The 25,785-nt window shown below is 71.3% G+C and carries 24 protein-coding genes and 1 tRNA gene; 12 read left to right on the forward strand and 13 right to left on the reverse strand.

The genetic code is table 11. The annotated features are described in order from the left end of the window. Nucleotides 1-255: 255 nt before the first annotated feature. On the forward strand, nt 256-1,509 hold the full coding sequence (locus BFN33_RS34565; RefSeq protein ID WP_069764137.1) for a M6 family metalloprotease domain-containing protein: 1,254 nt from the start codon (nt 256-258) through the stop codon (nt 1,507-1,509). 356 nt (nt 1,510-1,865) lie between these two features. Here BFN33_RS34565 and BFN33_RS34570 read toward each other — a convergent pair. The 9 genes from BFN33_RS34570 to BFN33_RS34600 all read right to left on the reverse strand — a co-directional run bounded on the left by BFN33_RS34570 (nt 1,866) and on the right by BFN33_RS34600 (nt 8,430). Continuing rightward, nucleotides 1,866-1,939, reverse strand: a tRNA-Lys gene (locus tag BFN33_RS34570). Next, nucleotides 1,930-2,520 (reverse strand): bifunctional DNA primase/polymerase, encoded by a 591-nt coding sequence (locus BFN33_RS34575; RefSeq protein ID WP_069764138.1) that lies wholly within the window; start codon nt 2,518-2,520, stop codon nt 1,930-1,932. Before BFN33_RS34575 ends, BFN33_RS34570 begins: the two co-directional genes overlap by 10 nt. Before the next feature lie 119 nt (nt 2,521-2,639). Further along, a complete protein-coding gene (locus BFN33_RS34580) occupies nt 2,640-3,008 on the reverse strand; it encodes a hypothetical protein (RefSeq protein WP_069764139.1) in 369 nt (122 codons plus the stop codon). Between the two features lie 136 nt (nt 3,009-3,144). Beyond that, nucleotides 3,145-3,318 carry a hypothetical protein gene (locus tag BFN33_RS53355; protein ID WP_176742532.1) on the reverse strand — a complete coding sequence of 58 codons (174 nt, stop codon included), beginning with the start codon at nt 3,316-3,318 and terminating at the stop codon, nt 3,145-3,147. After that, nucleotides 3,315-3,488: a hypothetical protein gene (locus BFN33_RS53360; protein WP_176742533.1), complete on the reverse strand. Its 174-nt coding sequence runs from the start codon at nt 3,486-3,488 to the stop codon at nt 3,315-3,317. Before BFN33_RS53360 ends, BFN33_RS53355 begins: the two co-directional genes overlap by 4 nt. After that, a complete protein-coding gene (locus tag BFN33_RS34585; RefSeq protein ID WP_069764140.1) occupies nt 3,485-4,822 on the reverse strand; it encodes an AAA domain-containing protein in 1,338 nt (445 codons plus the stop codon). Before BFN33_RS34585 ends, BFN33_RS53360 begins: the two co-directional genes overlap by 4 nt. Next, the gene (locus tag BFN33_RS34590) at nt 4,819-6,411 is read right to left on the reverse strand and encodes a hypothetical protein (protein ID WP_069764141.1); all 1,593 of its coding nucleotides are present in this window, start codon (nt 6,409-6,411) and stop codon (nt 4,819-4,821) included. Before BFN33_RS34590 ends, BFN33_RS34585 begins: the two co-directional genes overlap by 4 nt. Next, a complete protein-coding gene (locus BFN33_RS34595) occupies nt 6,402-7,526 on the reverse strand; it encodes a hypothetical protein (protein WP_069764142.1) in 1,125 nt (374 codons plus the stop codon). The genes BFN33_RS34590 and BFN33_RS34595 overlap by 10 nt, the downstream gene beginning before the upstream one ends. Further along, nucleotides 7,477-8,430 carry a phosphatase PAP2 family protein gene (locus BFN33_RS34600; RefSeq protein ID WP_069764143.1) on the reverse strand — a complete coding sequence of 318 codons (954 nt, stop codon included), beginning with the start codon at nt 8,428-8,430 and terminating at the stop codon, nt 7,477-7,479. Before BFN33_RS34600 ends, BFN33_RS34595 begins: the two co-directional genes overlap by 50 nt. A gap of 209 nt (nt 8,431-8,639) precedes the next feature. Here BFN33_RS34600 and BFN33_RS34605 point away from each other — a divergent pair, with 209 nt between their 5' ends. After that, nucleotides 8,640-9,236, forward strand: coding sequence for a histidine phosphatase family protein (locus BFN33_RS34605; protein ID WP_069764144.1), 597 nt, complete (start codon nt 8,640-8,642; stop codon nt 9,234-9,236). A 97-nt stretch (nt 9,237-9,333) separates the two neighbouring features. Here the strand turns inward: BFN33_RS34605 and BFN33_RS34610 are convergent, their stop codons facing one another. Next, complete coding sequence (locus BFN33_RS34610; protein ID WP_069764145.1) at nt 9,334-10,740, reverse strand: tetratricopeptide repeat protein; 1,407 nt, start codon at nt 10,738-10,740, stop codon at nt 9,334-9,336. A gap of 264 nt (nt 10,741-11,004) precedes the next feature. Here BFN33_RS34610 and BFN33_RS34615 point away from each other — a divergent pair, with 264 nt between their 5' ends. Beyond that, on the forward strand, nt 11,005-11,385 hold the full coding sequence (locus BFN33_RS34615) for a hypothetical protein (RefSeq protein ID WP_256122931.1): 381 nt from the start codon (nt 11,005-11,007) through the stop codon (nt 11,383-11,385). A gap of 70 nt (nt 11,386-11,455) precedes the next feature. Beyond that, complete coding sequence (locus BFN33_RS34620; protein WP_069764146.1) at nt 11,456-12,307, forward strand: spermidine synthase; 852 nt, start codon at nt 11,456-11,458, stop codon at nt 12,305-12,307. Between the two features lie 24 nt (nt 12,308-12,331). Here the strand turns inward: BFN33_RS34620 and BFN33_RS50425 are convergent, their stop codons facing one another. Beyond that, nucleotides 12,332-12,832 carry a hypothetical protein gene (locus BFN33_RS50425; RefSeq protein ID WP_079141151.1) on the reverse strand — a complete coding sequence of 167 codons (501 nt, stop codon included), beginning with the start codon at nt 12,830-12,832 and terminating at the stop codon, nt 12,332-12,334. A 98-nt stretch (nt 12,833-12,930) separates the two neighbouring features. Here BFN33_RS50425 and BFN33_RS34630 point away from each other — a divergent pair, with 98 nt between their 5' ends. From BFN33_RS34630 to BFN33_RS34665, 8 genes are all read left to right on the forward strand, one after another. Beyond that, on the forward strand, nt 12,931-13,635 hold the full coding sequence (locus tag BFN33_RS34630) for a response regulator transcription factor (protein ID WP_069764148.1): 705 nt from the start codon (nt 12,931-12,933) through the stop codon (nt 13,633-13,635). Then, nucleotides 13,632-15,041 carry a HAMP domain-containing sensor histidine kinase gene (locus BFN33_RS34635; protein WP_069764149.1) on the forward strand — a complete coding sequence of 470 codons (1,410 nt, stop codon included), beginning with the start codon at nt 13,632-13,634 and terminating at the stop codon, nt 15,039-15,041. Before BFN33_RS34630 ends, BFN33_RS34635 begins: the two co-directional genes overlap by 4 nt. A 74-nt stretch (nt 15,042-15,115) precedes the next feature. After that, the gene (locus tag BFN33_RS34640) at nt 15,116-16,528 is read left to right on the forward strand and encodes a cellulose binding domain-containing protein (protein WP_069764150.1); all 1,413 of its coding nucleotides are present in this window, start codon (nt 15,116-15,118) and stop codon (nt 16,526-16,528) included. Nucleotides 16,529-16,730: 202 nt separating this feature from the next. After that, nucleotides 16,731-18,035, forward strand: a complete 1,305-nt coding sequence (locus tag BFN33_RS34645) for an ABC transporter substrate-binding protein (protein WP_069764151.1) — start codon at nt 16,731-16,733, stop codon at nt 18,033-18,035. Between the two features lie 13 nt (nt 18,036-18,048). Next, nucleotides 18,049-19,029: a carbohydrate ABC transporter permease gene (locus tag BFN33_RS34650; protein ID WP_069764152.1), complete on the forward strand. Its 981-nt coding sequence runs from the start codon at nt 18,049-18,051 to the stop codon at nt 19,027-19,029. After that, the gene (locus BFN33_RS34655; protein ID WP_069764153.1) at nt 19,026-19,919 is read left to right on the forward strand and encodes a carbohydrate ABC transporter permease; all 894 of its coding nucleotides are present in this window, start codon (nt 19,026-19,028) and stop codon (nt 19,917-19,919) included. The genes BFN33_RS34650 and BFN33_RS34655 overlap by 4 nt, the downstream gene beginning before the upstream one ends. A 26-nt stretch (nt 19,920-19,945) precedes the next feature. After that, nucleotides 19,946-21,259, forward strand: coding sequence for a glycoside hydrolase family 36 protein (locus BFN33_RS34660; protein WP_069764154.1), 1,314 nt, complete (start codon nt 19,946-19,948; stop codon nt 21,257-21,259). Further along, nucleotides 21,256-23,244, forward strand: coding sequence for a beta-galactosidase (locus BFN33_RS34665; protein WP_069764155.1), 1,989 nt, complete (start codon nt 21,256-21,258; stop codon nt 23,242-23,244). The genes BFN33_RS34660 and BFN33_RS34665 overlap by 4 nt, the downstream gene beginning before the upstream one ends. An 89-nt stretch (nt 23,245-23,333) precedes the next feature. Here BFN33_RS34665 and BFN33_RS34670 read toward each other — a convergent pair whose 3' ends face one another. Together BFN33_RS34670 and BFN33_RS34675 are read right to left on the reverse strand one after the other, a co-directional pair. Continuing rightward, the gene (locus BFN33_RS34670) at nt 23,334-24,773 is read right to left on the reverse strand and encodes a GH1 family beta-glucosidase (RefSeq protein ID WP_069764156.1); all 1,440 of its coding nucleotides are present in this window, start codon (nt 24,771-24,773) and stop codon (nt 23,334-23,336) included. A gap of 100 nt (nt 24,774-24,873) precedes the next feature. After that, nucleotides 24,874-25,782 carry a carbohydrate ABC transporter permease gene (locus tag BFN33_RS34675; RefSeq protein ID WP_069764157.1) on the reverse strand — a complete coding sequence of 303 codons (909 nt, stop codon included), beginning with the start codon at nt 25,780-25,782 and terminating at the stop codon, nt 24,874-24,876. Nucleotides 25,783-25,785 lie beyond the last annotated feature (3 nt).

Below are 25,785 nucleotides of genomic sequence, written 5' to 3' on the forward strand. Positions count from 1 at the left end.
GCTGCCTTCGGGCCCTTCCAGCCATTGCCCAGTCTGGAGGACCGGCAACCCCTTCTGGCAGATCGTTTCTGCCCGCAGCTGGACGGGTTCTTGGGGCCTGGGACCGGTTGTGACGTTCCGTGAGCGATTCGGGGGTGTCGGCCGGTCCGGCAGGTCACGCCGTCTCACTCGTCCGGTGCAGATAAACAGGGCGTACCCCTGCAAAACCACACAGGCTGGGTGCGGTATCCCGTGAAACCGCTCCCGGAGGTCCCGTTGCCGCGCCCGTTTCCGCGCACACTCCCGCGCCCCCGACTGCGCAGCTCCGCCGCCGTGTTCACCACCATGGCGGCCCTCGCCTCCACCTCCCTCGTCACCGGCCCCTCGGCCGCCGAACCCTTCCTGTCGGCGCCCTGCACCCTGGAACGCACCGAGGCCCACCACTCGGAGGGCCTCGACACCTGGAACACCGCCTATCCGCGCCCGGCCCGCGCCCTCGACGCGGTCATGGTCTTCCTGTCCTTCCCGGACGCCAGGCCGACGACCGCCCCCGCCCAGCTGGCCGCCGATCACTTCCCCGCCACCACCCGCTTCTTCCAGCACGCCTCCTACGGCCGCTTCACCCTGCGCCCGCACCCGCTGCGGCACTGGATCCGGATGCCACGCCCGTCGACGGCCTACGCCATACAGCGCGACTGGAGCGCCGCGGACCGGGGTGCCTATCTGCGCGACGCGCTCGCCGCGGCCGACGGGCAGGTCGACTTCTCGCGCTACGACGTCGTCTACTTCGTCGCCGACCCGGACGCGCCCGGCGTCGACTCGGACGCCACGAAGGTCGTCAACCTGGACACACCGCTGCGCGCCGACGGCACGGACATCCGCCGGGTGGTCACCGTCTTCGAGAAGCACCCGCCGGACCGGCTGGTGCTGGCCCATGAGACAGGGCACGTGTTCGACCTGCCGGATCTCTACCACCGGCCGATGGACGGCAAGGGCGACTGGGACACCTATGTCGGCGACTGGGACCTGATGGGCAGCCAGTTCGGGCTCGCTCCCGATCTGTTCGCCTGGCACAAGTGGAAGCTGGGCTGGCTGGAGCGGCGGCAGGTGGTGTGCGTACGGGGGCCGAAACCGACGCGGCTGACGCTGGAGCCGCTGGGGACCGGTCCCGGCAACGCGGGGATCTTCGGGCCGGGTCGCGGCACCAAGCTCGCGGTCGTGCGCACCGGGGCCGACAGTGCGCTCGCCTTCGAGGCCCGTGCGGCGACGGGCGACGACGACGCGGCCTGCCGGCAGGGCGTGCTGATCTACCGCGTCCACAGCGGCGCCGCGTCCGGCGGCGGCCCGATCCAGGTGATCGACGCCCACCCCCGCACCGAGGCCTGCTGGGAGAACTCCGTCTACCCACCCCTCGCGGACGCCCCCGTCGACACCGGCGAGACCTTCACGGTCCCGGGCGAACACGTACGCGTAACGGTGACGGGACGAACGGCGTCGGGGGCGTGGAATGTGGAGATCGCGCTCGGGTGACTTCCCGGCCGACGGTTCGGTGGGCCAGGGGGTGTGGGTGGCGGAGCCCCCGCAACGCGCGGCGCAGCCGCGCAGAAACGACGGTGGCGAGGCCGGTTCGCGCTCGGGTGACTTCCCGGCCGACGGCCCGGTGGGCCAGGGGGTATGGGTGGCGGAGCCCCCGCAACGCGCGGCGCGGCCGCGCAGATGCGACGGTGGCGAGGCCGGTTCGCGCTCGGGTGACTTCCCGGCCGACGGCCCGGTGGGTCAGGGGGTGTGGGTGGCGGAGCCCCTACAACGCGCGGCGCAGCCGCGCAGAAACGACGATGGCGAGGCCGGTTCGCGCTTTCCGCGAACACGCCTCGCCATCGACATCGTGCGCCGCCAGGGACTCGAACCCCGGACCCGCTGATTAAGAGTCAGCTGCTCTAACCAACTGAGCTAGCGGCGCTTGCTGACGTCGTAGACCTTAGCATCCTGATCGGCGGGGGGAAAAATCGATATCCGCACGGCGGCGCGAGCCGCCCGTACCGCCGCCCAGAGCAGGATTTCCGGGCCCGGCAGCCAGGGATGGCGGGTGTCGGGGGCGACCAGCCAGCGGGAGGCCGACGCGGATTTCGGGGTGCTCAGCGGGGCCGGAACGGTGACCGCGTCGCCGATGCCGTGGCACAGCAGCGGCGGGATCGCGGCCGTACGGCCCATCTCCTCCCACCGCAGCAGCGACGGCAGCCGCTGAGCCGTGCCGGGCGCCGCGAACAGCAGCATCCGGGCCCGGAGCATCGCCACCGGTCCCGAGCCCGGCCCCTCCTCCCACAGCCGGTCGAGCATCCGGCGCCCGAAGATCGCGGGGGCGCTGACCACGTCGAAGGCCGTGCCGCACGGCAGTACCACCGGGGCCGCGGGGCGCTCCTCCCAGAACGCCAGGGTGCTGCGCGGGTACGTCCCCGCCGAGGCGAGCCAGGCGGCCCCGTCCGCGGTGACGCCCGAGACGTCGAAGCGTGTGTCGGAGAACGGTTCCTCGCGAGTGCTCATGACGCCTACATCTACCCGGCGTGAGCAGGCAGTTCCGCAGAGTTGCGGGAAATCGGGACAGGAGGGACCGAGGAGGGGTATCTTGCCCGCCTGGCATATGCCTCTGATTGTTTACGGGCTCACACCGGGTCGGCGTGCCCCGCCCCGCCCTCCACGCCACGCAGCAGATCCCGGCCGAACTCGACCATCTTCTTGGCGTAGTCCTCGGTCCACTCGGCGCGCTCGGCGATGTCGGCCGTCGTGAGCCGGTCGAAGCGCCTGGGGTCGGCCAACTGGGCCGCGGCCATCGCCTGGAACTCCACGGCGCGGTCCGCCGCCGCACGGAAGGCCTGCGCCAGCTCGGTGGACCGGCTCAGCAGCGCGCCAGGGTCGTCGATCGACTCGAGGTCGAAGAAGTGCTCCGGGTCGTCGGCCACCTGTGCGGGCTCGAACAGCAAGGGCGCGGGGCGCAGCCGCGGTTCGTTCCGACGCGGCGTGGGCTCCGCCATGTCTTCATCCTCCTCGTACGTCGTCCGTAGCGACGGCCCATCTGTGCATGGGCCACCGTCCATTGTCCCGCGCCCGTGCAAGAGGGCGGGGCGCCTGCGGCGGTACCAAGTTCTACGGCCCGCGCGATGTTCCCGCTCACGGTCTCCAGGCCACCCGGTGCTCCGCCAGCCGTGCCAGTACCGCGTGGTTCGCCTCCCAGCCGTCCGGGCTGTTTCCATCGGCCGCCTCCGGCGGCGTGCCGGACTCCGTCCGGCGAGGGGCGGCGCTGAGCCGGATGCCCGCCGACCAGGTGCCCGGTGTGTCGATCACGACCGCAAGACCACCCGGTGCTCCGCCAGCCGTGCCAGTACCGCGTGGTTCGCCTCCCAGCCGTCCGGGCTGTTTCCATCGGCCGCCTCCGGCTGCGTGCCGGACTCCGTCCGGCGAGGGGCGGCGCTGAGCCGGATGCCCGCCGACCAGGTGCCCGGTGTGTCGATCACGACCGCAAGACCACCCGGTGCTCCGCCAGCCGTGCCAGTACAGCGTGGTTCGCCTCCCAGCCGTCCGGAAACTTCACCAGGGTCCCCAGCTGGACCGGTTCCGTCGACGGGTAGTCGTCCAGGAGCTCGCTCACGCCCGCCCGGCACACCACGACGCACGCGTGGCGGTGCCGGGAGGTCAGGACGCACAGGCGGCCCGTCTCCAGGTGGAAGGCGGTGGCGTCGGGGCGGCCGGAGAGGGGGTGGAGCACGACCGTGACGTCGTACTCGCGGCCCTGGAGCCGGTTCGCGGTGTCGACGGTGACGTCCATGACGCCGAGGTCGGCGAGCGCCGCGCGGACGGCCGCCGCCTGGTCGCGGTGGGCCGTGCCCACGGCGATGCGGTCGGCGGTGAGGGGCGCGGGGTCCGGTGAGCGCTCCGACACGGCCGCCCCGCCCCGGTCCAGCAGCCGCCGTACGACGGTCGCGACGGCCCGTACCGCCTCGGGGTCCGTGCGCGGAGTGTGCCGAGCGGACAGCTCCAGCAGGCCCCAGCCGGACTCCGCCGCCGCGTCGATCACCCGGTCGGGGCCCGAGCCGTCCGAGGGGACGCCGAAGGTGAGCCGACGGTCGCCGTGGTCCGTGCCGCTGCGGAAGGGCGTGTACGGGTAGAAGGCGTCCGAGACCAGGGGCGCGGCCGAGGCGGGCAGCCGCCAGGACACCGGCAGGCGGTGCTGCGGCAGCTGCGGGTTGTGGGCCAGCAGGGTCGTGACCGCCGAGGCCGAGGGGTCGTACGACAGCCCCGCCCACTGCTCGCTGCCCACGATCGCGAACGGATCCAGCTGTCCCGGGTCGCCCACGAACAGCGCCCGCTCGAACAGCCCCGCCACCGCCAGCAGCGCGTCCGAGCGCATCTGGTACGCCTCGTCCACGATCGCGTGCGCCCACGGCTCGTCGACCTTCACATGACCCCACTTGGCGGCCGTGGAGATCACCACGGGCAGCCCGGTCAGGTCACCCGCCTTCGCCGACTTCCGTACGTTCGCCAGCGCGTCCAGCGCCTTGTCGTACGGGTCGGCGTCACTGCTGTGCAGGCGCCCGACCGGCAGTTCGGGGTTCTTCTCGGCGAGCCGCAGGACCAGGTCGTCCACCTGGGCGTTCGTCTGCGCCACGACCATCAGCGAGCGCCCCGCGTCGGCCAGTTCCAGCGCGGCACGCACGACGAGGGTGGACTTGCCGGCGCCGGGCGGGGAGTCGACGACGACACCGCGGTGGGTGCCGCGCAGGGTGTCGTGGAGGATCGCGTCGGTGGCCCGCGCGGCTTCGGCACCGGGGTCGAAGGTCCGGGTGGTCACAGGATGTCCTCCGGGGTCAGGGGATCGGCGGTCTCCTGCACGGCCTCACCGGGCGGCCCGCCGTGCGTCCACGGCGTGTCCTCCGGGTCGGGCAGCTTCGCGCCGCCGCGCTGCTCGTGCTCGAAGAGCGTGAAGCACACCCGGTCGCCCTTCTCCGGCACGGACCCGGTCTCGGGCTCCTTGCCGCGGCCCATCTTGTCGAGGATCTTGAGGACGACGAGGGCGCCCTCCTCCTCGTACCCCACGAACTCGGCCGACTGCGGCTTCCCGCCCAGCGCGCGGTACACCTTGGCCCGCTCGCCCAGATGCGGTCGGTCGTCGGTCCGTACGGTCACCAGCGGGCGCGGGCTCGGCCGCTTGCCCTCGCCGTACGTCATCACGACGTCCGTGACCTCCCCGGCGAACGCCTCACCGGCCAGCCGCCGTCCCGCCATCACCAGCGGGTCGTCGAGCGCCTCCTGCGCCTCCAGACGGGCCTGTTCGCGCTCGCGCGCGGCGAGCTTGTTGGCGGCGGTGACCGCGTCGTCGCGGCGCGGCTGCGGGGGCTCGCCCGCCACGACCCGGTCGCGGTGGCTCGTGAACGACCAGCGGTCGCGCGTCCACCGCTCCTCGGCGTGCGCGCCCTCGGGCAGCGCCCGCAGCAGGTCGATACCCCGCCACACCGCGTCCCAGGTGGGCCGGGTACGACTCGCGGCCAGGGCGCGGATCTCCTGCTCGGCGGCCGTGAGCGCGCCGAGCCGGTCGTCGGCCTCCAGGCCGTCCTCGGCGGCGGCGAGGGCGGTACGCGCGCGGTCGTAGCGCAGGAGGGCCGGGGCGAGCAGCTTGTTGTCGAAGGCCGGGTCGGTGGCGGGCCCCGCGGGCGGGTGCAGCAGCTGGCCCTGGTCGTCCCGGGCGAGCTCGGCCTCCAGCGCGGCGTCGGCGCCCGAGCGGCCCTGCGGCGGGTCGATCCACGCGAGCAGCGCGCCCAGGTGCTGGTCCTCCAGCGTGGACTGGCCGGTGGACCAGTGCCGGCCCAGTACGTCCGTCATCGCCAGCAGCAGCGAGGAACCGGGCACCCGGGCCCGCTCCCCGAAGTGGGTCAGCCACCGGCCCAGCAGCGGCACCCGGGGCGGGGCCGGATACGGGGTCTCCGGGTCCTGCTCCGCCGTACGCCGAAAACGCATGGAGCGCCCGAGCAGCCGTACGAAATCGACACCCGCGCGGCTCGGCAGGATCAGCTGCGGGGCGTCCGCGCACAACTCGACCTCGACCTTGACCCGCTTGCCGGTCTCCGGATCGGTCTCGTTGCGCTCGGCGGCCTCCACGGCCTCGGCGTACCCGTCGACGTACGGCAGCACGACGTCCGCCAGCTCGGCCAGGAACGCGAACCTGAGGTCCCGGTCCCGCGGCTGCGCCACGACCAGGAGACGCGGCGCGTCCCGGTCGGTGCCCACGAGCGCGCCCAGCGGGGCACCGGCCTCGCCCGCGGTGGTGAGCGGGACGAGGACGAGGGGGCGGTCGGACAGGTGCCGGTGAAGGACGGTCGCGGCGGGCTGTGCGCGGCCGGTGCTGACGGCTTCGAGGCGGGCGAGGCTGGCGATCAGCGACATGCGGTCACCCCCAGCGCTTCCGCGCGCAGTTCGGCCGCCCTGCGCAGGGCGGCCACCGCCGGATCGTCCGGATCGCCGGCCTCGCCGCGGGCCGCGGCGAGGACTTCCTCGACCGTCGTCAGGCCGCCCAGTTCCGCGCGTACCGAGCGGCCCAGGGAGGTCACCGCGCCGGCCGCGCGGGAGCGGTCCCGGCAGTGGAAGGCCAGTTCGCACGCGGACAGGCATTCGGGGGCGTAGGTCGCCGGGACCGACTCGACCGCGGCGGTCAGTTCGGCGGCGGGCTGGTCGGGGGCGAAGCAGGTGCCGTCGGGAAGTGCCTCGGCGATGTCCTGGATGCGGGTGAGACGGGCCAGTTGGCGGGCGGTGACCGCGCGCTGCTTGCGGATGTCGACGGCCGAGGCGGTGGGCAGGTTGGAGAAGTCCTTGGGGCAGACCAGCAGGATCCGGTGGCGGACCTTCGGAGCCGGTTCCAGGCGGGCGGCGACCGCCTCCAGCGCCAGGACGTACACCGCGGCCTGGCGGGCGGCCGCGCCCACCTTCGACGGGTCCGCCGAACCGTCCAGCATCGGGAAGGACTTGATCTCCACGACCGTCCAGCTGCCGTCCGGGTGCACGACCACCGCGTCCGGCTCCAGGAAGGCGGGGGAGCCGGCGACGTCGAGGGCGAGCATCGGGTGGTCGAGCAGCGTCCAGGTGCCCGCTGCCGCCGTGGCCTCGCGCAGGGCCAGTGCCGTACGCGCGGTACGGCCCTCGGGGCCGATCGCGGTGAGGTCGGGGACCCGGGCGTCGGCGGGGGGCGGCGCGGTGCGGTCCAGCCGCTCGTGCACCAGCCGCAGCAGCTCCGCGCCGCCGTCCGCCTTGACCTTCGCCTCGAAGGCGTTGCCCCGCGTCAGGGCGAACTGCGACTGCCCGAACGCGGACGGCGCACCCAGCGCGCTCGCCACCGCCGTCTTGTCCACCCCGGCGCCGTCGAGGATCGCGCGCCGCTTGCACCCGGGGTTCGCGGCGAGGGCCGCGAGGGCGCGCGCGTCCAGTGCCTTGGCCGGTACCTCGGGCCCGCGCAGCTCAGCGAGCCGCTGCCGGAGCGCCGTCCCCCGCGTCCGCGGGAGAGGCACTGGGCTCGGTTCCGCTTCCGAAGCGTGACTCGCGCTGCCGTGGAATGTGCTCACCCGCGGAAGTCTGGCATCCGGCACTGACAATTGAGGGCTCTGCGTCCCGCGAGACGGCGGTGACGGGAGCTATCCGCGCCCGGATGCCCACCGTGGCACGCTCCGCGGCCCGTGTGACATACGGGGCGAGCAGGAACCCGACGCCCATCACGGCCGCGCCCGCGACCGCGTCGAGGAAGTAGTGGTTCGCGGTGCCCATGACCACGATCGTGGTGATCAGCGGGTAGGCGACGGCCGCGACCTTCGTCGTACGCGTCCTGCCGTAGCGCCACAGCATCACTCCGCACCACAGGGCCCAGCCGACATGCAGGCTCGGCATGGCCGCGTACTGGTTCGTCATGCCGCCCATACCCCGCGGGGCGCTCGCCTCGCCGCCCCACCAGCCGTACGAGCTGTACTGGGCCATCGTGTCGACGAAGCCGTGGCTCGCGGACAGGAGACGGGGCGGGCAGGTCGGCAGCAGGGTGAAGCCGATCAGGCCCATGAACGTCGACGTCATCAGCCAGGTGCGCGCCGCGCGGTAGTGCAGGGCGCGGGAGCGGAAGAGCCAGACGAGGATGGCCGGTGTGACCAGGTAGTGCAGCGAGGCGTACCAGAAGTCGGCCGGTACGCCGATCCAGGTCTGGCTGGTGAACAGCCGGTTGAGCGGATGCTCGGCGTTGAGGTAGAGGACCTTCTCGACCTTGAGGATCGCCAGGCCGTGGTCGACGGCGCCCGTCACGTCGCCCCTGGCGAGGAGCCGGCCGGCGCTGTAGCAGGCGTACACCAACAGGATCAGGGGCAGCTCGGTCCACCAGCGCAGCCGCGTCTCCGGGACTGCCTCGGTGCCTGGTGTCTCGGTCAGCGGCATCCGATCCTGTCCCCCTTCGTTTCGCGCGGCGTCCGGCGGTCGTTGTCCGGTCGTGCCACTTTACGGCGTATGTGCGGGCCCATGTGGAGTGCCCCCACGCAGCGCCTTCGGCCCTCAAAGACGCTGAGATCGCCCGTCGGGTTGCCCCTGCACAGCGTGCGCGATGATGGAGGGGTTCCGCCTCCGCTTTCCCCCGGAAAGGTCTTTTCATGGCTCCGCGCATCCTGCTGGCCCGGCACGGACAGACCGAGTGGTCGCTGTCCGGCAAGCACACCGGCAGGACCGACGTGCCGCTCCTGGAGGAGGGACGCAGCGGCGCCAAGCTGCTCGGCGAGCGGCTGCACCGGGTTCCGTACGACGGTCTTCCCGGGGTGGAGATACGCACCAGCCCGTTGACACGCGCGCGGGAGACCTGCGAACTCGCCGGGTTCGGGGAGCGGGCGGCCACCTGGGACACGCTCATGGAGTGGGACTACGGGGCGTACGAGGGCATGACCCCGGACGAGATCCAGGCCGTCCGGCCGGGGTGGCTGATCTGGCGGGACGGGGTGCCCGAGGGGGAGTCCCTGGCGGAGGTCACCTCGCGCGCGGACGAGGTCGTCGCCTGGGCGCGTTCCGCCGACCGGGATGTGCTGGTGTTCGCCCACGGGCACATTCTGCGGTCGATCGGGGCGCGGTGGCTGGGGTTGCCGATCGACTTCGCGGCGCGGGTGCGGCTGAATCCGACGTCCCTTTCGGTGCTGGGCTGGGCTTATGACGAGCCGGCGATCGAGAGCTGGAACGACTTGGGGCATCTGGGTTCGTAGTCGGGTGCCGGCCAGGCATGCCGTCACTGCACCCACTCAGGGGCGCGGGGAACTGCGCGACCAGCCCCCACCGGCCCGCAGCCGAACAACAACCCGCTCACGCCGTCCTCGGCGTCGACGCATGGCGTTCCAGGAAGGCCGAGACCCCCGCAGCCCGCCGGTGCGGCAGCAGCACCCTCGCCGTTCCCGCCAGCATCGTCTGGATCCGGGACGACTGGACCTCACCCAGCAGCTCCAGCACCCGCAGTCCCGCCGCCGCACTCTCGTCGGGGTGGCCGCCGCGGGCCAGGTCGTCGGCCAGTTCGGCCGTGTACAGCGCGATGTTGCGGGTGAAGTGCGGATCCTGGAGATCCGCCGCCCGGCCCGCGTGCCGGGCGGCCCGGCGCCAGTCGCCCAGCGTCGACCAGCACTGCGCCTCAAGACCCTCCAGCTCGGCCTCGCCGTAGAAACTCATCCACTCGGGGTCGGCATCCGAGAGGCCTCGTTCGAAGAAGGCCTGCGCGCGGGCGAGCGCCTGCTCGCATCCCGTGCGGTCGGCGAGTCCCGCCCAGCCGCCCGCCTCGCGCAGCGCGAGCAGCGACATCAGGCGGGGCGAGCCCAGGGGCCGGGCCACCCGCTGCGCGGCCTGCGCGGCCCGCACCGCCTCACGCGGCCGTCCCGCGTCGCGCGCGAGGAAGGCCGTGTTGCAGAAGGCATGCGCCTCCAGGGCGTCGTCACCGGTCACCCGGGCCGTCGCGAGCGCCTCCGCGTAGTGCGAGCGGGCGTCGTCGAAGCGTCCCGAGTCGTGCGCCAGCCAGCCCACCGAGATGGCGAGTTCGCCCGCGCCCGAGTGCAGCCGGTCCGCGGTCGTCTGCCGGGTCGCACCGGCGTCCAGCAGCGCGTAGGCGGCGCGCAGGGGAGCAGCCGCGCGTCGGTACAGACCGTCCGCGCCGTGCCGGTCGTCGAGCAACCGGATCCTGCGCACGGCCTCTTCCAGGGCGCCCGCCTCGCCCGTCCCGGCGCGGCGGACCGGCCGTCCGGCGGCCGTGGCGTCGGCGGCGAGCCCGAGGGGGCCCAGTGAGACGGCGGCCACCGTGGCGCCCCCGCCGGTCATGAATGCGCGACGCAGCACGTCGCTCTCCTCGTAGTTGTCGTACGTCTCGTCAGGGTCTTGCGTGTCTTGCGTGTCATACGGCTCGTACGTCCCCTCTGTCTCACTCGCCGGACGCGCCCGGCGTCCACGTACGGATGCGCGCGGCGCGAAGCCCAGGTCGGTGAGCGTGCGGCCGGGGAACATGTGCAGGAACACCCGTTCGTACGCGTAGTTGGGGCAGCGGATCTCGCCCGCCTCGACGCGGCCCACATAGCGTGCGTCGCAGCTGACCCGCTCGCCGATCTCGCGCGCGGCCCGCCGCACCGCCGCGGCGAACTCGGCCGGCGAGCGCTGTCCGCGCAGGTGCCGGAACGCGAGGTTGGGCTGCGGTGGGGTGGGGGACTGGGACGAGGTCACCATTGACGACGCCATGGCGGGTCCTCTCGTGCGAACCGTCGAACCATGCCGGAGGTGGGACGAGTTGACTGGTTTGTCAGTGTGACGCCCTGTTTCCGGCGGGCAAGAACGTACCTGCTGTGTCCCGGTCGCCATGCGGGGTTTGGCTACAAACCGGATATCTCATCCGGGATCTGCCATGAACTGCCATCCTTTGCGGCGTACTTCTGCCGTAGCCGTTGACGCGGGCGCGCGTTGAAATCCTCGGAGTCGGACGAGGGTTCCTTGATGGAGGCCGCGATGGAGATCAGCCAGAGCGTCGATCCTTGTACGCCGGTGTCCTGTGACGTGGTCACGGTGCCGACGCGTCACGGCCTGGAGGCCGTCGACATCCTGCGGCGGGGGGTGGGGGACGGGGTCGGGCCGGTGCTGCACGACGACGGCGGGCAGACGTTGGGGTTCCTGGTGCCGCCGGGGACCGCGGCGGGGTGGGACATGCCGGGGAGTACCTGCACGGAGACGGACGGCCGGGGTCTGCGGCTGGCTCCGGAGCCCCCGGTGGCGGGATCGGACTGGCTGCTGCCACCGGGAGACGCCGACCTGGCCACGGACCCGGCGGTGCTCCGGGCGGCACTGGGCGAGGCGGCGAGACTGATCGAGGCCGCGGACAACTGCCGGTGAGTTCACCGGCCTGAGGGGCCCCACCGGCCCGCGGACGCGTGACCCCCCGCTGACCGCGGATAATGGCGGGGTGGGAAAGTCCAGAAGGTCCGCCGAAGCCGTCGTAGAACCAGTGGACGGCGGTCTCGCCGAGCTCATCCCCGACCGCGAACGCGCACACGCGTGGACGCTGCTCATCGACGGCGCCCCCCAGTCCCACGTCGACCTGGACGACCCGACCTACCTCTCCTTCGAGTACCAGCGCCGGCTCGGCCACGTCATCGACCTCGTCGCGCCGCCCGGCAAGCCCGTGCACGCCGTGCACCTCGGCGGAGGCGCCTTCACCCTCGCCCGGTATCTCGCCGCCACCCGCCCCCGCTCCACCCAGCAGGTCGTCGAGCGGGACGCCGCTCTGGTCCGACTGGTCCGGCAGAGGCTTCCGTTGGAGTCGAACGCGCGGATACGGGTGCGGTCGCTCGACGCGCGCGAGGGTCTCGCCAAGGTGGCCGACGGGTGGGCCGACCTCGTGATCGCCGATGTGTTCAGCGGAGCCAGGACCCCGGCCCATCTCACGTCCACCGAGTTCCTCGACGAGGTCCGCCGGACCCTCAAGCCCGGCGGGTGCTACGCCGCCAACCTCGCGGACGGACCGCCGCTCGCCCATCTCCGCGGCCAGATCGCCACCGCCGCCGCCCGCTTCTCCGAACTCGCCCTCGTGGCTGACCCGACGGTCCTGCGCGGCAAACGCTTCGGCAACGCCGTCCTGGTCGCCTCCGGCACCCCGCTGCCGCTCGCGGAACTGACCCGCCGCGCGGCCTCCGACCCGCACCCGGGGCGCGTCGAACACGGCAAGGCACTCCTCGACTTCACCGGAGGGGCCGCGGCCGTGACGGACGCCGGAGCGGTGGCCTCACCCGCCCCGCCGGCCTCCGTCTTCAGATGACCGATGACCCGGTGACCCGGTGACTCAGTACGTACCGATCTCCACCCGCGGCGGCCCGTCGTGCCAGGTGCAGAACACCGACACCCGGTCCGTGCCCGAGGTGAACTCCACCCGGATCCACGACTCCGTCTTCCACACCTGCATCGACCAGCCCGTGCCCGGCGTCGCGGACACCAGGGTCGCCGACTTCTCGCCGAGGTCGAAGACCGCGCGGCCACCGTCGGTGTCGTAGCTCCTGACCTGACCGGAAGCCGTGGGCGAAGGGCTGTTGGAGGGCGTCGGCCTCGCGGACGTGACACTCGGCGTCGGTGCCGGGCTCCTCGACGGCGCCGGCGGCTTCGACGGGCTCGGTGAGGCCAGCGGCTTCGACTCCTGTGTCGTCGCCTCGGCCGCCGTGATGGGCAGGGCGCGCGGCGGATCGTAGGCCGTGCCCGCCATGACCGTGTGGACGCCCCACCACGACAGCGTGACCGCCGCGCCCGTGGCGAGCGTCCAAGCCAGTACGTGTACGAGTCCTCTGCGCATCGCGGGCCATACTGCCTCAGGCACCTCACCGGGCGCACCCGGACTGAGTTGTCCACAGGCGCCGAACGAGGTCCGCCGCATGGCGTACGGTGCGGCGCATGGCAAGTGTGCTCGTGGTCGAGGACGACCAGTTCGTCCGCTCGGCGCTCATCCGGCACCTGACCGACGCGGCACACACCGTGCGCAGTGTCGGCACGGCACTGGAGGCGCTGCGCGAGGTCGCCCATTTCCGTTTCGACGTGGTGATCCTGGACCTCGGACTGCCCGATCTGGACGGGTCCGAGGCGCTGAAGATGCTGCGCGGGATCACCGACGTCCCGGTCATCATCGCCACCGCGCGGGACGACGAGACGGAGATCGTCCGCCTGCTGAACGCCGGGGCGGACGACTACCTCACCAAGCCCTTCTCGGTCGAGCACCTCTCCGCCCGTATGGCCGCCGTCCTGAGACGGTCCCGTGCCGCCGGTGGTGACGGACCGCCGGAGACCGTCCTGCGCGTCGGCGGCCTGAGCGTCGACCCGCTGCGCCGCCAGGCCGAGCTGGACGGCGTCCGACTCGACCTCACCCGACGCGAGTTCGACCTGCTCGCCTTCCTGGCCGCCCGCCCCGGGGTGGTCGTGCCCCGCAAGGAACTCCTCGCGGAGGTGTGGCAGCAGTCCTACGGCGACGACCAGACGATCGACGTCCATCTGTCGTGGCTCAGGCGCAAGTTGGGGGAGACGGCCGCGCAACCCCGCTATCTGCACACCCTGCGGGGCGTCGGCGTGAAGCTGGAACCACCGGGCGGGGGGCTGCCGCTGTGAGATGGGCGCTGGTCAAGGTCTGCCTGGCGGTCACCACCATGGTCGTGGTCGCCTTCGCCATCCCGCTCGGCCTGGTCATCAGGGAGATGGCCCGGGACCGCGCGTTCTCCAACGCCGAGCGGCAGGCCGCCGCCGTCGCGCCGGCGCTGTCCATCACCACCGACCGCGACCAGCTGGAGCGGGTCGTCGCCTCCGCGGGCTCGGACTCCGGGATGGCCGTCCACATACCGGCCGACGGCGACCGGAAAAGCGGTCAGAAGGCGGTCGACATCGGACGGCAGCGGGCCGCCGCCGAAGACATCGCGACCGTGCGGAAGCTGGGCCGAGCCTCCACCACCGAGGTGCCCGGCGGCTCCACCCTGCTCCAGCCGGTAGCGCTCAGCTCCGGCGAGATAGCCGTCGTCGAGGTGTACGTCCCCGAGTCCGAGGTGAGCAACGGCGTCGCGACCGCCTGGGCGGTACTCGCGGGCGTCGGCGCCGCACTCGTCGTCGGCTCGGTCGCGGTCGCCGACCGGCTCGGCGTCCGGATGGTGCAGCCCGCCCAGAAACTCGTCGAGGGCGCCCATGAACTGGGGGAGGGGAAGCTGGGGTCGAGGGTGCCGGAGGAGGGGCCGACCGAACTGCGGCTGGCGGCGGTCGCGTTCAACTCCATGGCCGACCAGGTCGTACAACTGCTGGCGAACGAGCGGGAGCTGGCCGCCGATCTGTCCCACCGGCTGCGCACCCCGCTGACCGTGCTGCGGCTCAACGCGGCCTCGCTCGGGGACGGGCCCGCCGCGGAGCAGACCCGGGCCGCGGTCGCGCAGCTGGAGCGCGAGGTCGACACCATCATCCGGACCGCCCGGGAGGCCAAGCCGCAGACGGCGGCCGCCGGGCCCGGCGCCGGGTGCGACGCGGCCGAAGTGGTCCGGGAGCGGATGGGGTTCTGGTCCGCGCTCGCGGAGGACGAGGGCCGCAAGTGGCGGGTGGCCGGCACCGAGCGGCCGGTGCGCATACCCGTGGCCCGGGCGGATCTCGCCGCCGCGCTGGACGCCCTGCTCGGCAACGTCTTCCGGCACACCCCGGAGGGCACCGCCTTCGCGGTCGACGTGCACAACGGCGAGGACGCGGTGATCGTGCTCGTCTCCGACGCCGGGCCCGGCATCCGCGACCCCGAGGCCGCGATGGCGCGCGGGCGGGGTTCGGGCAGCGCCGGGTCGACCGGGCTGGGGCTGGACATCGTGCGGCGGCTCGCCGAGTCGACCGGCGGGGACGTACGGATCGGGTCGTCGGTCCTCGGCGGCACCGAGGTGCGGATCTGGATCCAGCTGGACGGGCGGGAACCGGTGCGCCGGGGACACCGGGTGCGCCGGCGCCGAACGGGCAGATTGGTCTCGACCTTTAACCGACCCCGATCCCTTCCTTAAGGGCGCCCTAAGATCCTCAACCCCCGTCCTGATCAGGCTATTTGCCCGATTCCGGCTCGCTAGCGTGCCGCGTCATGAGCATCCATCGGCGCAAGGTGAGTGGCAGGAACAAGCTGATCGGCGGGGCGGTGGCCGCCGCCGTGGTCGGAGGTGGCGCGGTCCTGGTCACCGGTACCGCCCAGGCGGCCGGGGTCGGCGTCGCGTACAGCAAGACCAGTGACTGGTCGACGGGTTACTCCGCGCAGTACGTCGTCACGAACAACAGCGGTGCGGCGGACAAGGACTGGAAGCTGGAGTTCGACCTGCCGAGCGGATCCACGCTCGGCTCCCTGTGGAACGGGGAGTCCGGAGTGAGCGGGCGGCACGTCACGGTGAAGCCGCCCCGCTGGGACACCGACGGTCTGGCCCCAGGCGAGTCGGTCACGGTCGGGTTCGTGGTCAACGGCACCGGCGATCCCACGGGTTGTCGCATGGACGACGCCGACTGCGCGACCGGCGGCAACGACACACCCACCCCCACGGCCACTCCCACCCCCACGGCCACTCCCACTCCCACGCCCACTCCCACTCCCACCTCCACCGCTTCCCCCACGGCGGGCGCCGGCTTCGCCCCGTACGTCGACACCTCCCTCTACCCCGCCTTCGACCTCCTCGCGAGCGCCGCGTCCACCGGCGTCAAGAACTACAACCTCGCCTTCGTCACCGACGGTGGCGGCTGCACGCCCAAGTGGGGCGGGGTCACCGACCTGGCGAGCGACGCGGTGGCCCAGCAGATCGGCGCACTGCGGGCGAAGGGCGGGGACGTCCGGGTCTCCTTCGGCGGCGCCTCCGGCTCCGAGCTGGCCACGACCTGCTCCTCGGCGGACGCGCTGGCGGCGGCGTACGGGAAGGCCGTGGACGCGTACGGCCTCACCAAGGTCGACTTCGACGTGGAGGGCGGGGCGCTGCCGAACACGGCCGCGAACACCCGGCGGGCGCAGGCGATCGCGAAGCTCCAGTCGCTCCACCCCGGCCTGGACGTCTCCTACACCCTCCCGGTCATGCCCGAGGGCCTCACCCAGGACGGCGTGGACCTGCTCGCGAACGCCAAGTCCAACGGCGTGAAGATCGACACCGTCAACATCATGGCGATGGACTACGGGCCCTCGTACAGCGCAGACATGGGCACCTACGCCGAGCAGGCCGCCACCGCCACCCAGGCTCAGGTCAAGGGCGTCCTCGGGCTGTCCGACAGCGCGGCCTGGAAAGCGGTCGCCGTGACGCCCATGATCGGGGTCAACGACGTGGCCACGGAGATCTTCAAGGTCGACGACGCCTCCCAGCTCGTCACCTTCGCCAAGGCGAAGGGCCTGGGCGGGCTGTCGATGTGGTCCGCCACCCGGGACAAGCAGTGCTCCGGCGGTGCGAAGCCCACCGCCGACGCCACCTGCAGCTCGATCGTCCAGGACGCGTTCGCGTTCTCGAAGGCCTTCGCCGCCTACAACTGAGCCCCTCGGCGACGCGGCTCCCGGGTCACCGGTAGGCAGGGATGTCGGTCACGTTTCGACAAATCGGGTCGATAGCTATTGACGCATGACCTGACATAACGCTGTCATTGCGCCACCGTGTTCGGTCAAGTTGGTTTCTGGTCGATTACGACTGGTCTCCGAATCCCTCCATGATCCGAACCCCTGCCTTCAGGAGCCGTCCATGCGTGATCTCTCGTCTTCCCTTCCCTCGCCCAGCCGTCGTGGTCTGCTCAAGGGGGTGGGTGGCGCCGCCCTCCTCGGCGCGGGTATCCCGTTGCTGTCCGCCTGTGGCAGCAGCGGCAGCTCCAGCGACCCGAAGACCGTGAGTCTGGGGTCGAACGCGTCGGACGCGGTGCCGAAGAAGGCGTTCGCCGAGATCTACGCGGCCTTCAAGAAGCAGTCCGGGATCACGGTGGACGTGAACACCAAGGACCACAACACGTTCCAGGAGCAGATCAACTCGTACCTCCAGGGCACGCCGGACGACGTGTTCAACTGGTTCGCCGGGTACCGGATGCAGTTCTTCGCCGCGAAGAACCTCGCCTCCCCGATCGACGACGTGTGGGAGAAGATCGGGGGCAACTTCCCGGACGCCATGAAGAAGCTGTCCAAGGGCGCGGACGGCAAGTACTACTTCGTGCCGCTGTACACGTACCCCTGGGCGATCTTCTACCGGAAGAGCGTCTTCGCGCAGCACGGCTACGAGGTGCCCACCACGTGGGACGCCTTCGTCACCCTGTGCAAGCAGATGAAGAAGGACGGCCTGGTCCCGATAGCGTTCGGCGACAAGGACGCCTGGCCGGCGATGGGCACCTTCGACCAGATCAACTTCCGCCTCAACGGTTACGACTTCCACGTCGAGCTGATGGCGGGCAAGGCCGCGTGGACCGACGCCAAGGTCAAGGCCGTCTTCGACCACTGGGCCGAGCTGCTGCCCTACCACCAGGACGGTTTCATGGGCCGCACCTGGCAGGACGCCGCCCAGACGCTGGTGTCCAAGAAGGCCGGCATGTACGTGCTGGGCTCGTTCGTGGGGCAGCAGTTCACCAACAAGGCGGACCTGGACGACCTGGACTTCTTCGCCTTCCCGGAGATCAACTCCGCGTACGGGCAGGACACCGTCGAGGCTCCGACCGACGGCTTCATGGTCTCCAAGGCGCCGAAGAACAAGGCCGGTGTCAGCAAGCTGCTCGAGTACCTGGGCACCCCGGCGGCTGAGCAGATCTACCTCAAGGCCGACTCCAGTGTGGTGGCCGCCTCCAGCAAGGCCGACACCTCCTCCTACACGCCGCTGCAGAAGAAGGCGTACGAGATGATCTCCGGCGCCAAGAGCCTGACCCAGTTCATGGACCGCGACTCGCGCCCCGACTTCACCTCGACGGTGATGCAGCCCGCGCTGCAGAAGTTCCTCCAGAACCCCAAGGGCGTCGACAGTCTGCTGTCCTCGATCGAACGCCAGAAGAAGACGATCTTCGCGTCCTCCTGAGCTGAGCGGCTAAATGACTACCGACACGAACATGAAGAGCCCGGAGGCGGCCGCCGTGCCGCCTTCGGGCCCTGCCCCTGTCAACAAGCGGGTCCCGCGGGGGCACAAGCGCCTGCTGACCCGCCGTGACCGCATCACGCTCGGCTTCATGGCCGGCGTGCCCACGATCCTGCACGTGGCCCTGGTCTGGGTCACCGCCCTCGCGTCGATCGCGCTGGCCTTCACCAGCTGGGACGGCATCGGCTTCGGCTCCATCAAGTGGGTCGGCCTGGACAACTTCCGTCAGCTGTTCACCGACAACCCGCAGTTCTGGCCCGCGGTCGAGCACAACGTCATCTGGTTCGTGGTGCTCATCCTGATCCCGACGCCGTTCGGCCTGTTCCTGGCCGTGCAGCTGGACAAGAACATCCGCTTCTCCCGGGTCTACCAGACGGCGTTCTTCCTGCCCGTGGTGGTCTCGCTCGCGGTCACCGGGTTTGTCTGGCAGCTGGTCTACAACCCGGACACGGGCCTGATCAACAGCCTGATCGGGGCGAACAAGCCCGGCCACTACATCGACTGGATCGGCGACCCGCACCTGAACCTGTGGGCCGTGCTGATCGCCGCGTCCTGGCGGCACACCGGCTACATGATGATCCTCTACCTGGCCGGGCTGAAGGGCGTGGACCCCTCCCTCAGGGAGGCCTCGTCACTGGACGGCGCGAACGAGTGGCAGACGTTCAAGAACGTCATCTTCCCGACGCTGCGCCCGACCAACACCGTCGTCCTGGTCGTCACGATCATCGAGGCGCTGCGCGCCTTCGACCTGGTGTTCGTCTTCAACAAGGGCGCCCAGGGCACCGAGCTGCTGTCGATCCTGATCACCAACAACATCATCGGTGAGTCCAGCCGGATCGGTTACGGCTCGGCGATCGCGGTGGTCCTGCTGGTCATCTCCCTCGCGGTCATCATCCCGTACCTGATCTCGACCTTCCGCAAGGAGCGCAGCGCATGAGCACCCCCACCGTCGCGCTCGGCGCCAAGCAGCGCACCCCCCTGCGCCCGGCCCGGATCCTGCTCCACGTGTTCCTGGCCGGCACCGCACTGGCCTGGCTCGCCCCGCTGCTGTGGGCGGTCTTCGCGGCCCTGCGCCCCTACAGCGAGACCAGCACCAAGGGCTATGTCTCCTGGCCCGACACCCTCAACTTCGACAACTTCAAGAACGCCTTCACGCAGTCCGACATGTTGCACTACTTCGGCAACACGCTGCTGATCGCGGTGCCGGCCGTGCTGGTCACCCTGTTGCTGTCGTCGATGGTCGCCTTCTACGTCGCGCGCTTCGACTTCCGCCTCAACATCGCGCTGCTGCTCGTCTTCACCGCCGGCAACCTGCTGCCCCAGCAGGTCATCATCACCCCGCTGTACCGGATGTACCTGCTCATCGACCTGCCCGGCATCACCATGAGCGGCAAGCTCTACGACTCCGCGCTCGGCCTGGTCCTCATCCACATCGCCTTCCAGTCCGGCTTCTGCGCCTTCGTGCTCAGCAACTACATGCGGATGCTGCCGCACGAGCTCACCGAGGCCGCGCTGGTCGACGGTGCCTCCGTGTGGCGGATGTACTGGCAGATCGTGCTGCCGCTGTGCAAGCCGGCGATGGCGGCCCTGGGGACGTTGCTGTCCATCTGGATCTACAACGACTTCTTCTGGGCCATCGTGCTGATCTCCACCGGCGAGAACATGCCGATCACCTCGGCTCTGAACAACCTCTCCGGCCAGTACTTCACCGACCCCAACCTGGTCGCCGCCGGTGCCCTGCTCACCGCGATCCCCACCCTGATCGTGTACTTCGTGCTCCAGCGCCAGTTCGTCAGCGGACTGACCCTCGGCGCCAACAAGGGCTGACCGCCCTCACCTGAGAGAGAACCACCGTGCCCCACCCCTTCACCCCGCTCGCCTCCGTGCCCGTGGACCCCCGAAAGGCCCGCGTCCACGAGGAGGGCTGGCAGTCCTGGAGCCCCAGCGGCGCCTACGCCCTCGGCGACAAGCCGTACCGCCCGACCAACGAGAACTGGGCGACGGTCTGCTACCGCCCGGGTGTCACCGTCCCCGAAGGCGCCTTCCAGGGCGAGGGGCTGCTGGCGCTCGACCCGGGCGACGGGTCACCGGTACGGCTGTGGGCGGCGGCGGACCCGCTGCACGAGGTCCCGTCGATCCGCCTGGTCGCCGAAGGCTCCGTGGCGGAGGTCTCAGCCGACGGCCCGGTGAAGGAGTTCACGGGTACGGACATCCAGTCGGTGCTGGCCGAGTGGGCCGCCGGACTCGGGGTCGAGGCACCCCGCCCGGCGCCCACGGTCTGGTGCTCCTGGTACGAGTACTTCACCGGCGTCACCGAGGACGACATCCACGAGAACCTCCGTGCGATGGACACCCTCGACCTGCCCATCGACGTGGTCCAGATCGACGACGGCTACCAGAAGGCCCTCGGCGACTGGCTCACCCTCTCCGGCCGCTTCCGCTCCCGCGCGGGCATCGCCGACGCGATCCGGGCCAGGGGCCGCCGCGCCGGCATCTGGACGGCCCCCTTCCTGGTCGACCCGGCCAGCGACCTGGCCGCCGAGCACCCCGACTGGCTGGTCGAGGACGCCGGCGGAGGCTTCCTGCACGCCGGCCACAACTGGGGCCACGACCTGTGCGTCCTGGACACCACCCACCCCGAGGCGGCGGAGTACCTGGCATCGGTCTTCAGGACCCTGGTCTCCGAGGGCTACGACTACTTCAAGGTCGACTTCCTGTACGCGGGTGCGCTGGAAGGCGTACGGCACTCCTCCGTGGACGCGCTCACCGCGTACCGCTCCGGGATCGAGCTGATCCGCGAGGCCATCGGCGAGGACTCCTACCTGCTCGGCTGCGGGGCGCCCGCCCTGCCCTCCATCGGCCTGTTCGACGCGATGCGGGTCAGCCCCGACACGGCCCCGCACCGGCGCCCCGAGGCCGACGACTACAGCCAGCCCGGCCAGGACCCGGCCGAGTTCACCGGCGTCGGCCGCCAATGGCAGCACGGCAGGCTCTGGGTCAACGACCCGGACTGTCTGATGGCCCGCCCGGCCGTGGAGACCCGCGAGCGCTGGGCGGCCCATGTGGAGGCCACGGGCGGCCTGATGGCGTCCAGCGACCGCCTGCTGTCGCTCGACCAGTGGGGCGTGGAGACGACCCGCCGCCTGCTCGACGGAGGTGCCCGATGATCCCGGAGGGCATCGCCTACGGCGGCGACTACAACCCCGAGCAGTGGCCCGAGGAGGTCTGGGCCGAGGACGTACGCCTCATGCGTGAGGCGGGCGTGAACATGGTCAGCGTCAACATCTTCGCTTGGGCGCTCCTCGAACCCCGCGAGGGCGAGTACGACTTCTCGCGCCTCGACAAGATCCTCGCCCTGCTCCACGAGAACGGCATCGCCGCCGACCTGGCGACACCGACCGCGGCCCCGCCCGCCTGGTTCTTCCGCAAGCACCCGCAGGCGCTGCCGGTCGACCGGGACGGCAGAAGACTGTCGTACGGCAGCCGCCAGACGTTCTGCCCGTCGAGCCCCGCCTACCGGGAGGCGGCCCTGCGGATCGCCCGGGTGCTCGGAGAGCGGTACGCCGACCACCCCGCGGTCGTGATGTGGCACGTCCACAACGAGTACGGCTGCCACAACGCGGAGTGCTACTGCGACGCGAGCGCGGAGGCGTTCCGGGTGTGGCTGCGGTCGCGGTACGGCGATCTGGAAGCCCTGAACCACGCCTGGGGAACGGCCTTCTGGAGCCAGTGGTACTACGACTGGGACGAGATCATCCCGCCCCGCGCCACCGGCGCCGTGCCCAACCCGACCCACCAGCTGGACTGGCGCCGCTTCTGCAGCGACGCACTGCTGGCGCTGTACAAGGCGGAGCGCGAGGTGCTGCGGGAGGCCGCCCCCTCGGTACCGGCCACCACCAACTTCATGGTGATGTACAACTTCGAGGCGCTGGACTACTGGCGCTGGGCACCGGAACTGGACGTCGTCTCCAACGACCACTACCTGCGTTCCACCGACCCCGAGTCGCAGATCGACATCGCGCTCAGCGGCGACCTGGTCCGTTCGCTGGCGGGCGGCCCGTGGCTGCTGATGGAGCACTCGACGGGCGCCGTGAACTGGCAGCCGGTCAACAGGGCGAAGAACGCGGGCGAGTTGCGCCGGAACGCCCTGGGGCACGTCGCCCGGGGTGCCGACGGCATCGCCTACTTCCAGTGGCGGGCCGCGAAGGCGGGTGCCGAACAGTGGCACTCGGCGATGCTCCCGCACGCCGGCACCGACAGCCAGATCTGGCGTGACGTGGTGGCGCTGGGCGCGGACCTGAAGGCACTGGCGGAGGTGCGGGGCAGCACCAGCCCCGCCTCGGTCGCCGTCGTCTGGGACTGGAACGCCCGCTGGGCCCTGGAACTCCCCTCCCAGCCCAGCGAGGCGGTCCGCTACCTCGACCTGGTCCGCTCCTGGTACGAGCCGCTGTGGCGCTCCGGCGTGGCCGTGGACTTCATCCACCCGTCGGCGGACCTGTCGCGGTACCGCCTCGTCCTCGCCCCCGCCCTCTACCTCGTCGACGACGAGGGCGCCCAGAACCTGACCGGCTTCGCGGCAGGCGGCGGCACCCTGGTCGTCGGCTTCCACAGCGGTGCCGTCGACGCCAACTGCCATGTCCGCCTGGGCGGTTACCCGGGCGCCTTCCGCGAGGCACTCGGCGTCAGCACGGACGAACTGTTCCCGCTGCTGCCCGACGAGACGGTGACCCTCGACGGCGGCGGTACGGCGTCCCTGTGGTCGGAGCGCGTGCACCTGGCCGGCGCGGAGGCCGTGACCTCGTACACCGAAGGCCCCTTGACCGGCGTCCCCGCGGTGACCCGGCACCCCTACGGCGAGGGCGTGGCCTGGTACCTGGCCACCCACCCGGACCCGACGACGCTCACGGCTCTGCTGGACCGCATCCGCACCGAGGCGGGCGTGACGCCGGTACGCCAGACACCGGCGGGCGTGGAGACGGTGCTGCGCAGGGGCGAGGACGCGGACTACCTGTTCCTCATCAACCATGGTGAGCGGGACGCCGAGGTACAAGTGGCCTCGCGGGCAACCGAGTTGCTGAGCGGGAAGCACGTCGACGGCGGCCGGGTGACAGTGGCGCCGGGCGACGTCGTGGTCGTACGGGAAGCACGCTGACACGACCTGCCCCGCGGTGAGACGCGGCGGGGCGCGGCACCCCCCTCGGCTGCCGCGCCCCGTTCCCCCGACCCCCGTCTCCGTGATGGCTACGGGATGCTCCGGACCTCCGGAAGCGTGCCCGTGCGGGCTGCCTGGCCGTACCAGAGGGCGCTGGACTTGGGTGTCCGTTCCAGCGTCGCGTAGTCCACGTAGACCGCGCCGAAGCGCTTCTCGTAGCCGTACGCCCACTCGAAGTTGTCCAGCAGGGACCACAGGTAGTAGCCCCGCACGTCCGCGCCGTCGGCGATCGCGCGGCGGACCGCGGCGAGGTGGCCCTGCAGATAGGCGATCCGCTCCGGGTCGTGGACGCGGCCGTCGGGGTCGGGCTTGTCGTCGTAGGCCGCGCCGTTCTCCGTGATGTACAGCGGCAGCCCCGGGGCCTCGCGCGTGTAGCGCATGATCAGGTCGTGCAGGCCCGTCGGGTCGATCGTCCAGCCCATCTCCGTGCGCTCACCGGGGGTCTGGTGGAACGTGACGTCGTCCGCCCCGGGCCACGGGGAGTGCGCGCTGCTGCCGTGACCGTCGGCGCGTGGCCCGCTGGTGTCCGCGTCGGCGGCCGACACCAGTGCCGGCGTGTAGTAGTTGAGGCCCAGCGCATCCAACGGCTGGTTGATCAGGGCGAGATCGCCGTCCTCGACGAACGACCAGTCCGTGATCAGCTCCGTCGCCGTGAACAGCGTCTGCGGATACGCCCCGTGCAGGATCGGCCCGTGGAAGACACCGTTGGCCAGGTCGTCGATCTTCTGCGCCGCCGCCAGGTCCGCCGCGTCCTGCGAGAAGGGCCTGACCACCGAGGAGTTGAGACTGAGCGCCACCGAGTTGCGGGCCGGCATCGACGCGCGCAGCGCCGAAGTGCCGAGCCCGTGCGCCAGGTTCAGCGTGTGCGCCGCCTTCAGCGAGGCCGCGGGGTCCGTACGGCCCGGCGCGTGCACCCCGGACGCGTAGCCCAGGAAGGCCGCGCACCACGGCTCGTTGAGGGTGATCCACTGCTCCACCCGGTCGCCGAGTGCCTCCCCGACGATCTGCGCGTACTCGGCGAAGCGGTAGGCCGTGTCGCGCTCCGGCCAGCCGCCCGCGTCCTCCAGCTCCTGCGGCAGGTCCCAGTGGTAGAGCGTCACGGCCGGCTTGATGCCGTGCGCGAGGAGCTCGTCCACCAGCCGGCGGTAGAAGTCCAGACCCCGCTGGACCGCGGGACCGCGGCCGGTCGGCTGCACCCGGGACCAGGAGACCGAGAAACGGTACGCCGTCAGGCCCAGGTCGGCCATCAGCGCCACGTCGTCGCGGTAGCGGTGGTAGTGGTCGACAGCGATGTCACCGTGCTCGCCGCCGGCCGTCTTGCCCGGAGTATGGCTGAAGGTGTCCCAGATGGAGGGCGTACGGCCGTCCTCCCGCACCGCCCCCTCGATCTGGTAGGCGGAGGTCGCGGCGCCCCACAGGAAGGCGGGGGGAAAGGTCACCGGGGTCGCCGGCGATTCGGACTCAAGCATGGAAGCGCTCCCATTGGGGGTCGTGAGACCTATTGGTAGAGGGGAGGGGGAGAACGGGGGGCCGGGGCGGCGATGACCCGGCCCCCAGGGCGTCAGGAGCTCAGCCCTTCACGGCACCCTGCATGATGCCGCCCACGATCTGCTTGCCGAAGATCGCGAAGACCAGCAGCAGCGGCAGCGTGCCGAGCAGCGCGCCCGCCATGATCAGGGACTGGTCCGGCGTGTAGCCGCGGCCCAGCTGTGCGACCGCGACCTGCACGGTCGGGTTGCCGTTCTGGGTCAGCACCAGGAACGGCCACAGGAAGTCGTTCCACGTCTGCACGAACATCAGCATGCCGAGGACGGCCATCGCGGGCCGGGCGGCGGGGAACACGACGTGCCACACCACCCGCCAGCTGCCGGCACCGTCCACCCGGGCCGCCTCGATGATCTCGTCCGGCAGCGCCTGGATCAGGTACTGCCGCATGAAGAACACCCCGAACGCGCTCACCAGCGACGGCAGGATCACCGCCTGGAGCTGGTCCGTCCAGTCGAGCTTGGCGACCATCATGTACAGCGGGATGACGCTCAGCTGCGGCGGCACCATCATCGTGCCGATGACGATCAGCATCATCGCGCCGCGGCCCTTGAAGCGCAGCTTGGCGAAGGCGAACCCGGCGATCGTGGACAGGAAGACGATGGTCAGCGCCGACACACCGGCCACGAACGTGGTGTTGATGAACGCCTTGCCCAGGTTGGCGTCGTTCCAGGCGATGTCGAGATTGTGGAAGAGGTTGCCGCCGAACCAGAACGGCGGCGGGGTCTGCGCCAGCCGCTGGTTGTCGCGCGAGGCGGCGATCGCCGTCCACACCAGCGGCAACAGCGAGCCGATGGTGAACAGGGCGAGGATGACGTACGCGATGGGCCCCGCGTGCATCTGCCCGCCCGCGCGCGCCGACTTGGGCCGGCGCAGGCGCTTCGGAGGCTGGGAATCCGCGTCCGCCGCGGGTTTCGTCAGGGTCGTCGTCACGGC

It is taken from the genome of Streptomyces sp. LUP47B, from assembly GCF_001746295.1.
GTDB lineage: Bacteria > Actinomycetota > Actinomycetes > Streptomycetales > Streptomycetaceae > Streptomyces.

Excerpts from the sequence above, each read along its gene's own strand:
- BFN33_RS34600 (WP_069764143.1), bottom strand. The coding sequence starts at position 8,430 with ATGCCGCTGACCGAGACACCAGGCACCGAGGCAGTCCCGGAGACGCGG.
- BFN33_RS34575 (WP_069764138.1), bottom strand. The coding sequence starts at position 2,520 with ATGAGCACTCGCGAGGAACCGTTCTCCGACACACGCTTCGACGTCTCG.
- BFN33_RS34605 (WP_069764144.1), top strand. The coding sequence starts at position 8,640 with ATGGCTCCGCGCATCCTGCTGGCCCGGCACGGACAGACCGAGTGGTCG.
- BFN33_RS34665 (WP_069764155.1), top strand. The coding sequence starts at position 21,256 with ATGATCCCGGAGGGCATCGCCTACGGCGGCGACTACAACCCCGAGCAG.
- BFN33_RS34645 (WP_069764151.1), top strand. The coding sequence starts at position 16,731 with ATGCGTGATCTCTCGTCTTCCCTTCCCTCGCCCAGCCGTCGTGGTCTG.
- BFN33_RS34650 (WP_069764152.1), top strand. The coding sequence starts at position 18,049 with ATGACTACCGACACGAACATGAAGAGCCCGGAGGCGGCCGCCGTGCCG.
- BFN33_RS34590 (WP_069764141.1), bottom strand. The coding sequence starts at position 6,411 with ATGTCGCTGATCGCCAGCCTCGCCCGCCTCGAAGCCGTCAGCACCGGC.
- BFN33_RS34610 (WP_069764145.1), bottom strand. The coding sequence starts at position 10,740 with ATGGCGTCGTCAATGGTGACCTCGTCCCAGTCCCCCACCCCACCGCAG.
- BFN33_RS34580 (WP_069764139.1), bottom strand. The coding sequence starts at position 3,008 with ATGGCGGAGCCCACGCCGCGTCGGAACGAACCGCGGCTGCGCCCCGCG.
- BFN33_RS34640 (WP_069764150.1), top strand. The coding sequence starts at position 15,116 with ATGAGCATCCATCGGCGCAAGGTGAGTGGCAGGAACAAGCTGATCGGC.
- BFN33_RS50425 (WP_079141151.1), bottom strand. The coding sequence starts at position 12,832 with ATGCGCAGAGGACTCGTACACGTACTGGCTTGGACGCTCGCCACGGGC.
- BFN33_RS34615 (WP_256122931.1), top strand. The coding sequence starts at position 11,005 with ATGGAGATCAGCCAGAGCGTCGATCCTTGTACGCCGGTGTCCTGTGAC.
- BFN33_RS34630 (WP_069764148.1), top strand. The coding sequence starts at position 12,931 with ATGGCAAGTGTGCTCGTGGTCGAGGACGACCAGTTCGTCCGCTCGGCG.
- BFN33_RS34655 (WP_069764153.1), top strand. The coding sequence starts at position 19,026 with ATGAGCACCCCCACCGTCGCGCTCGGCGCCAAGCAGCGCACCCCCCTG.
- BFN33_RS34670 (WP_069764156.1), bottom strand. The coding sequence starts at position 24,773 with ATGCTTGAGTCCGAATCGCCGGCGACCCCGGTGACCTTTCCCCCCGCC.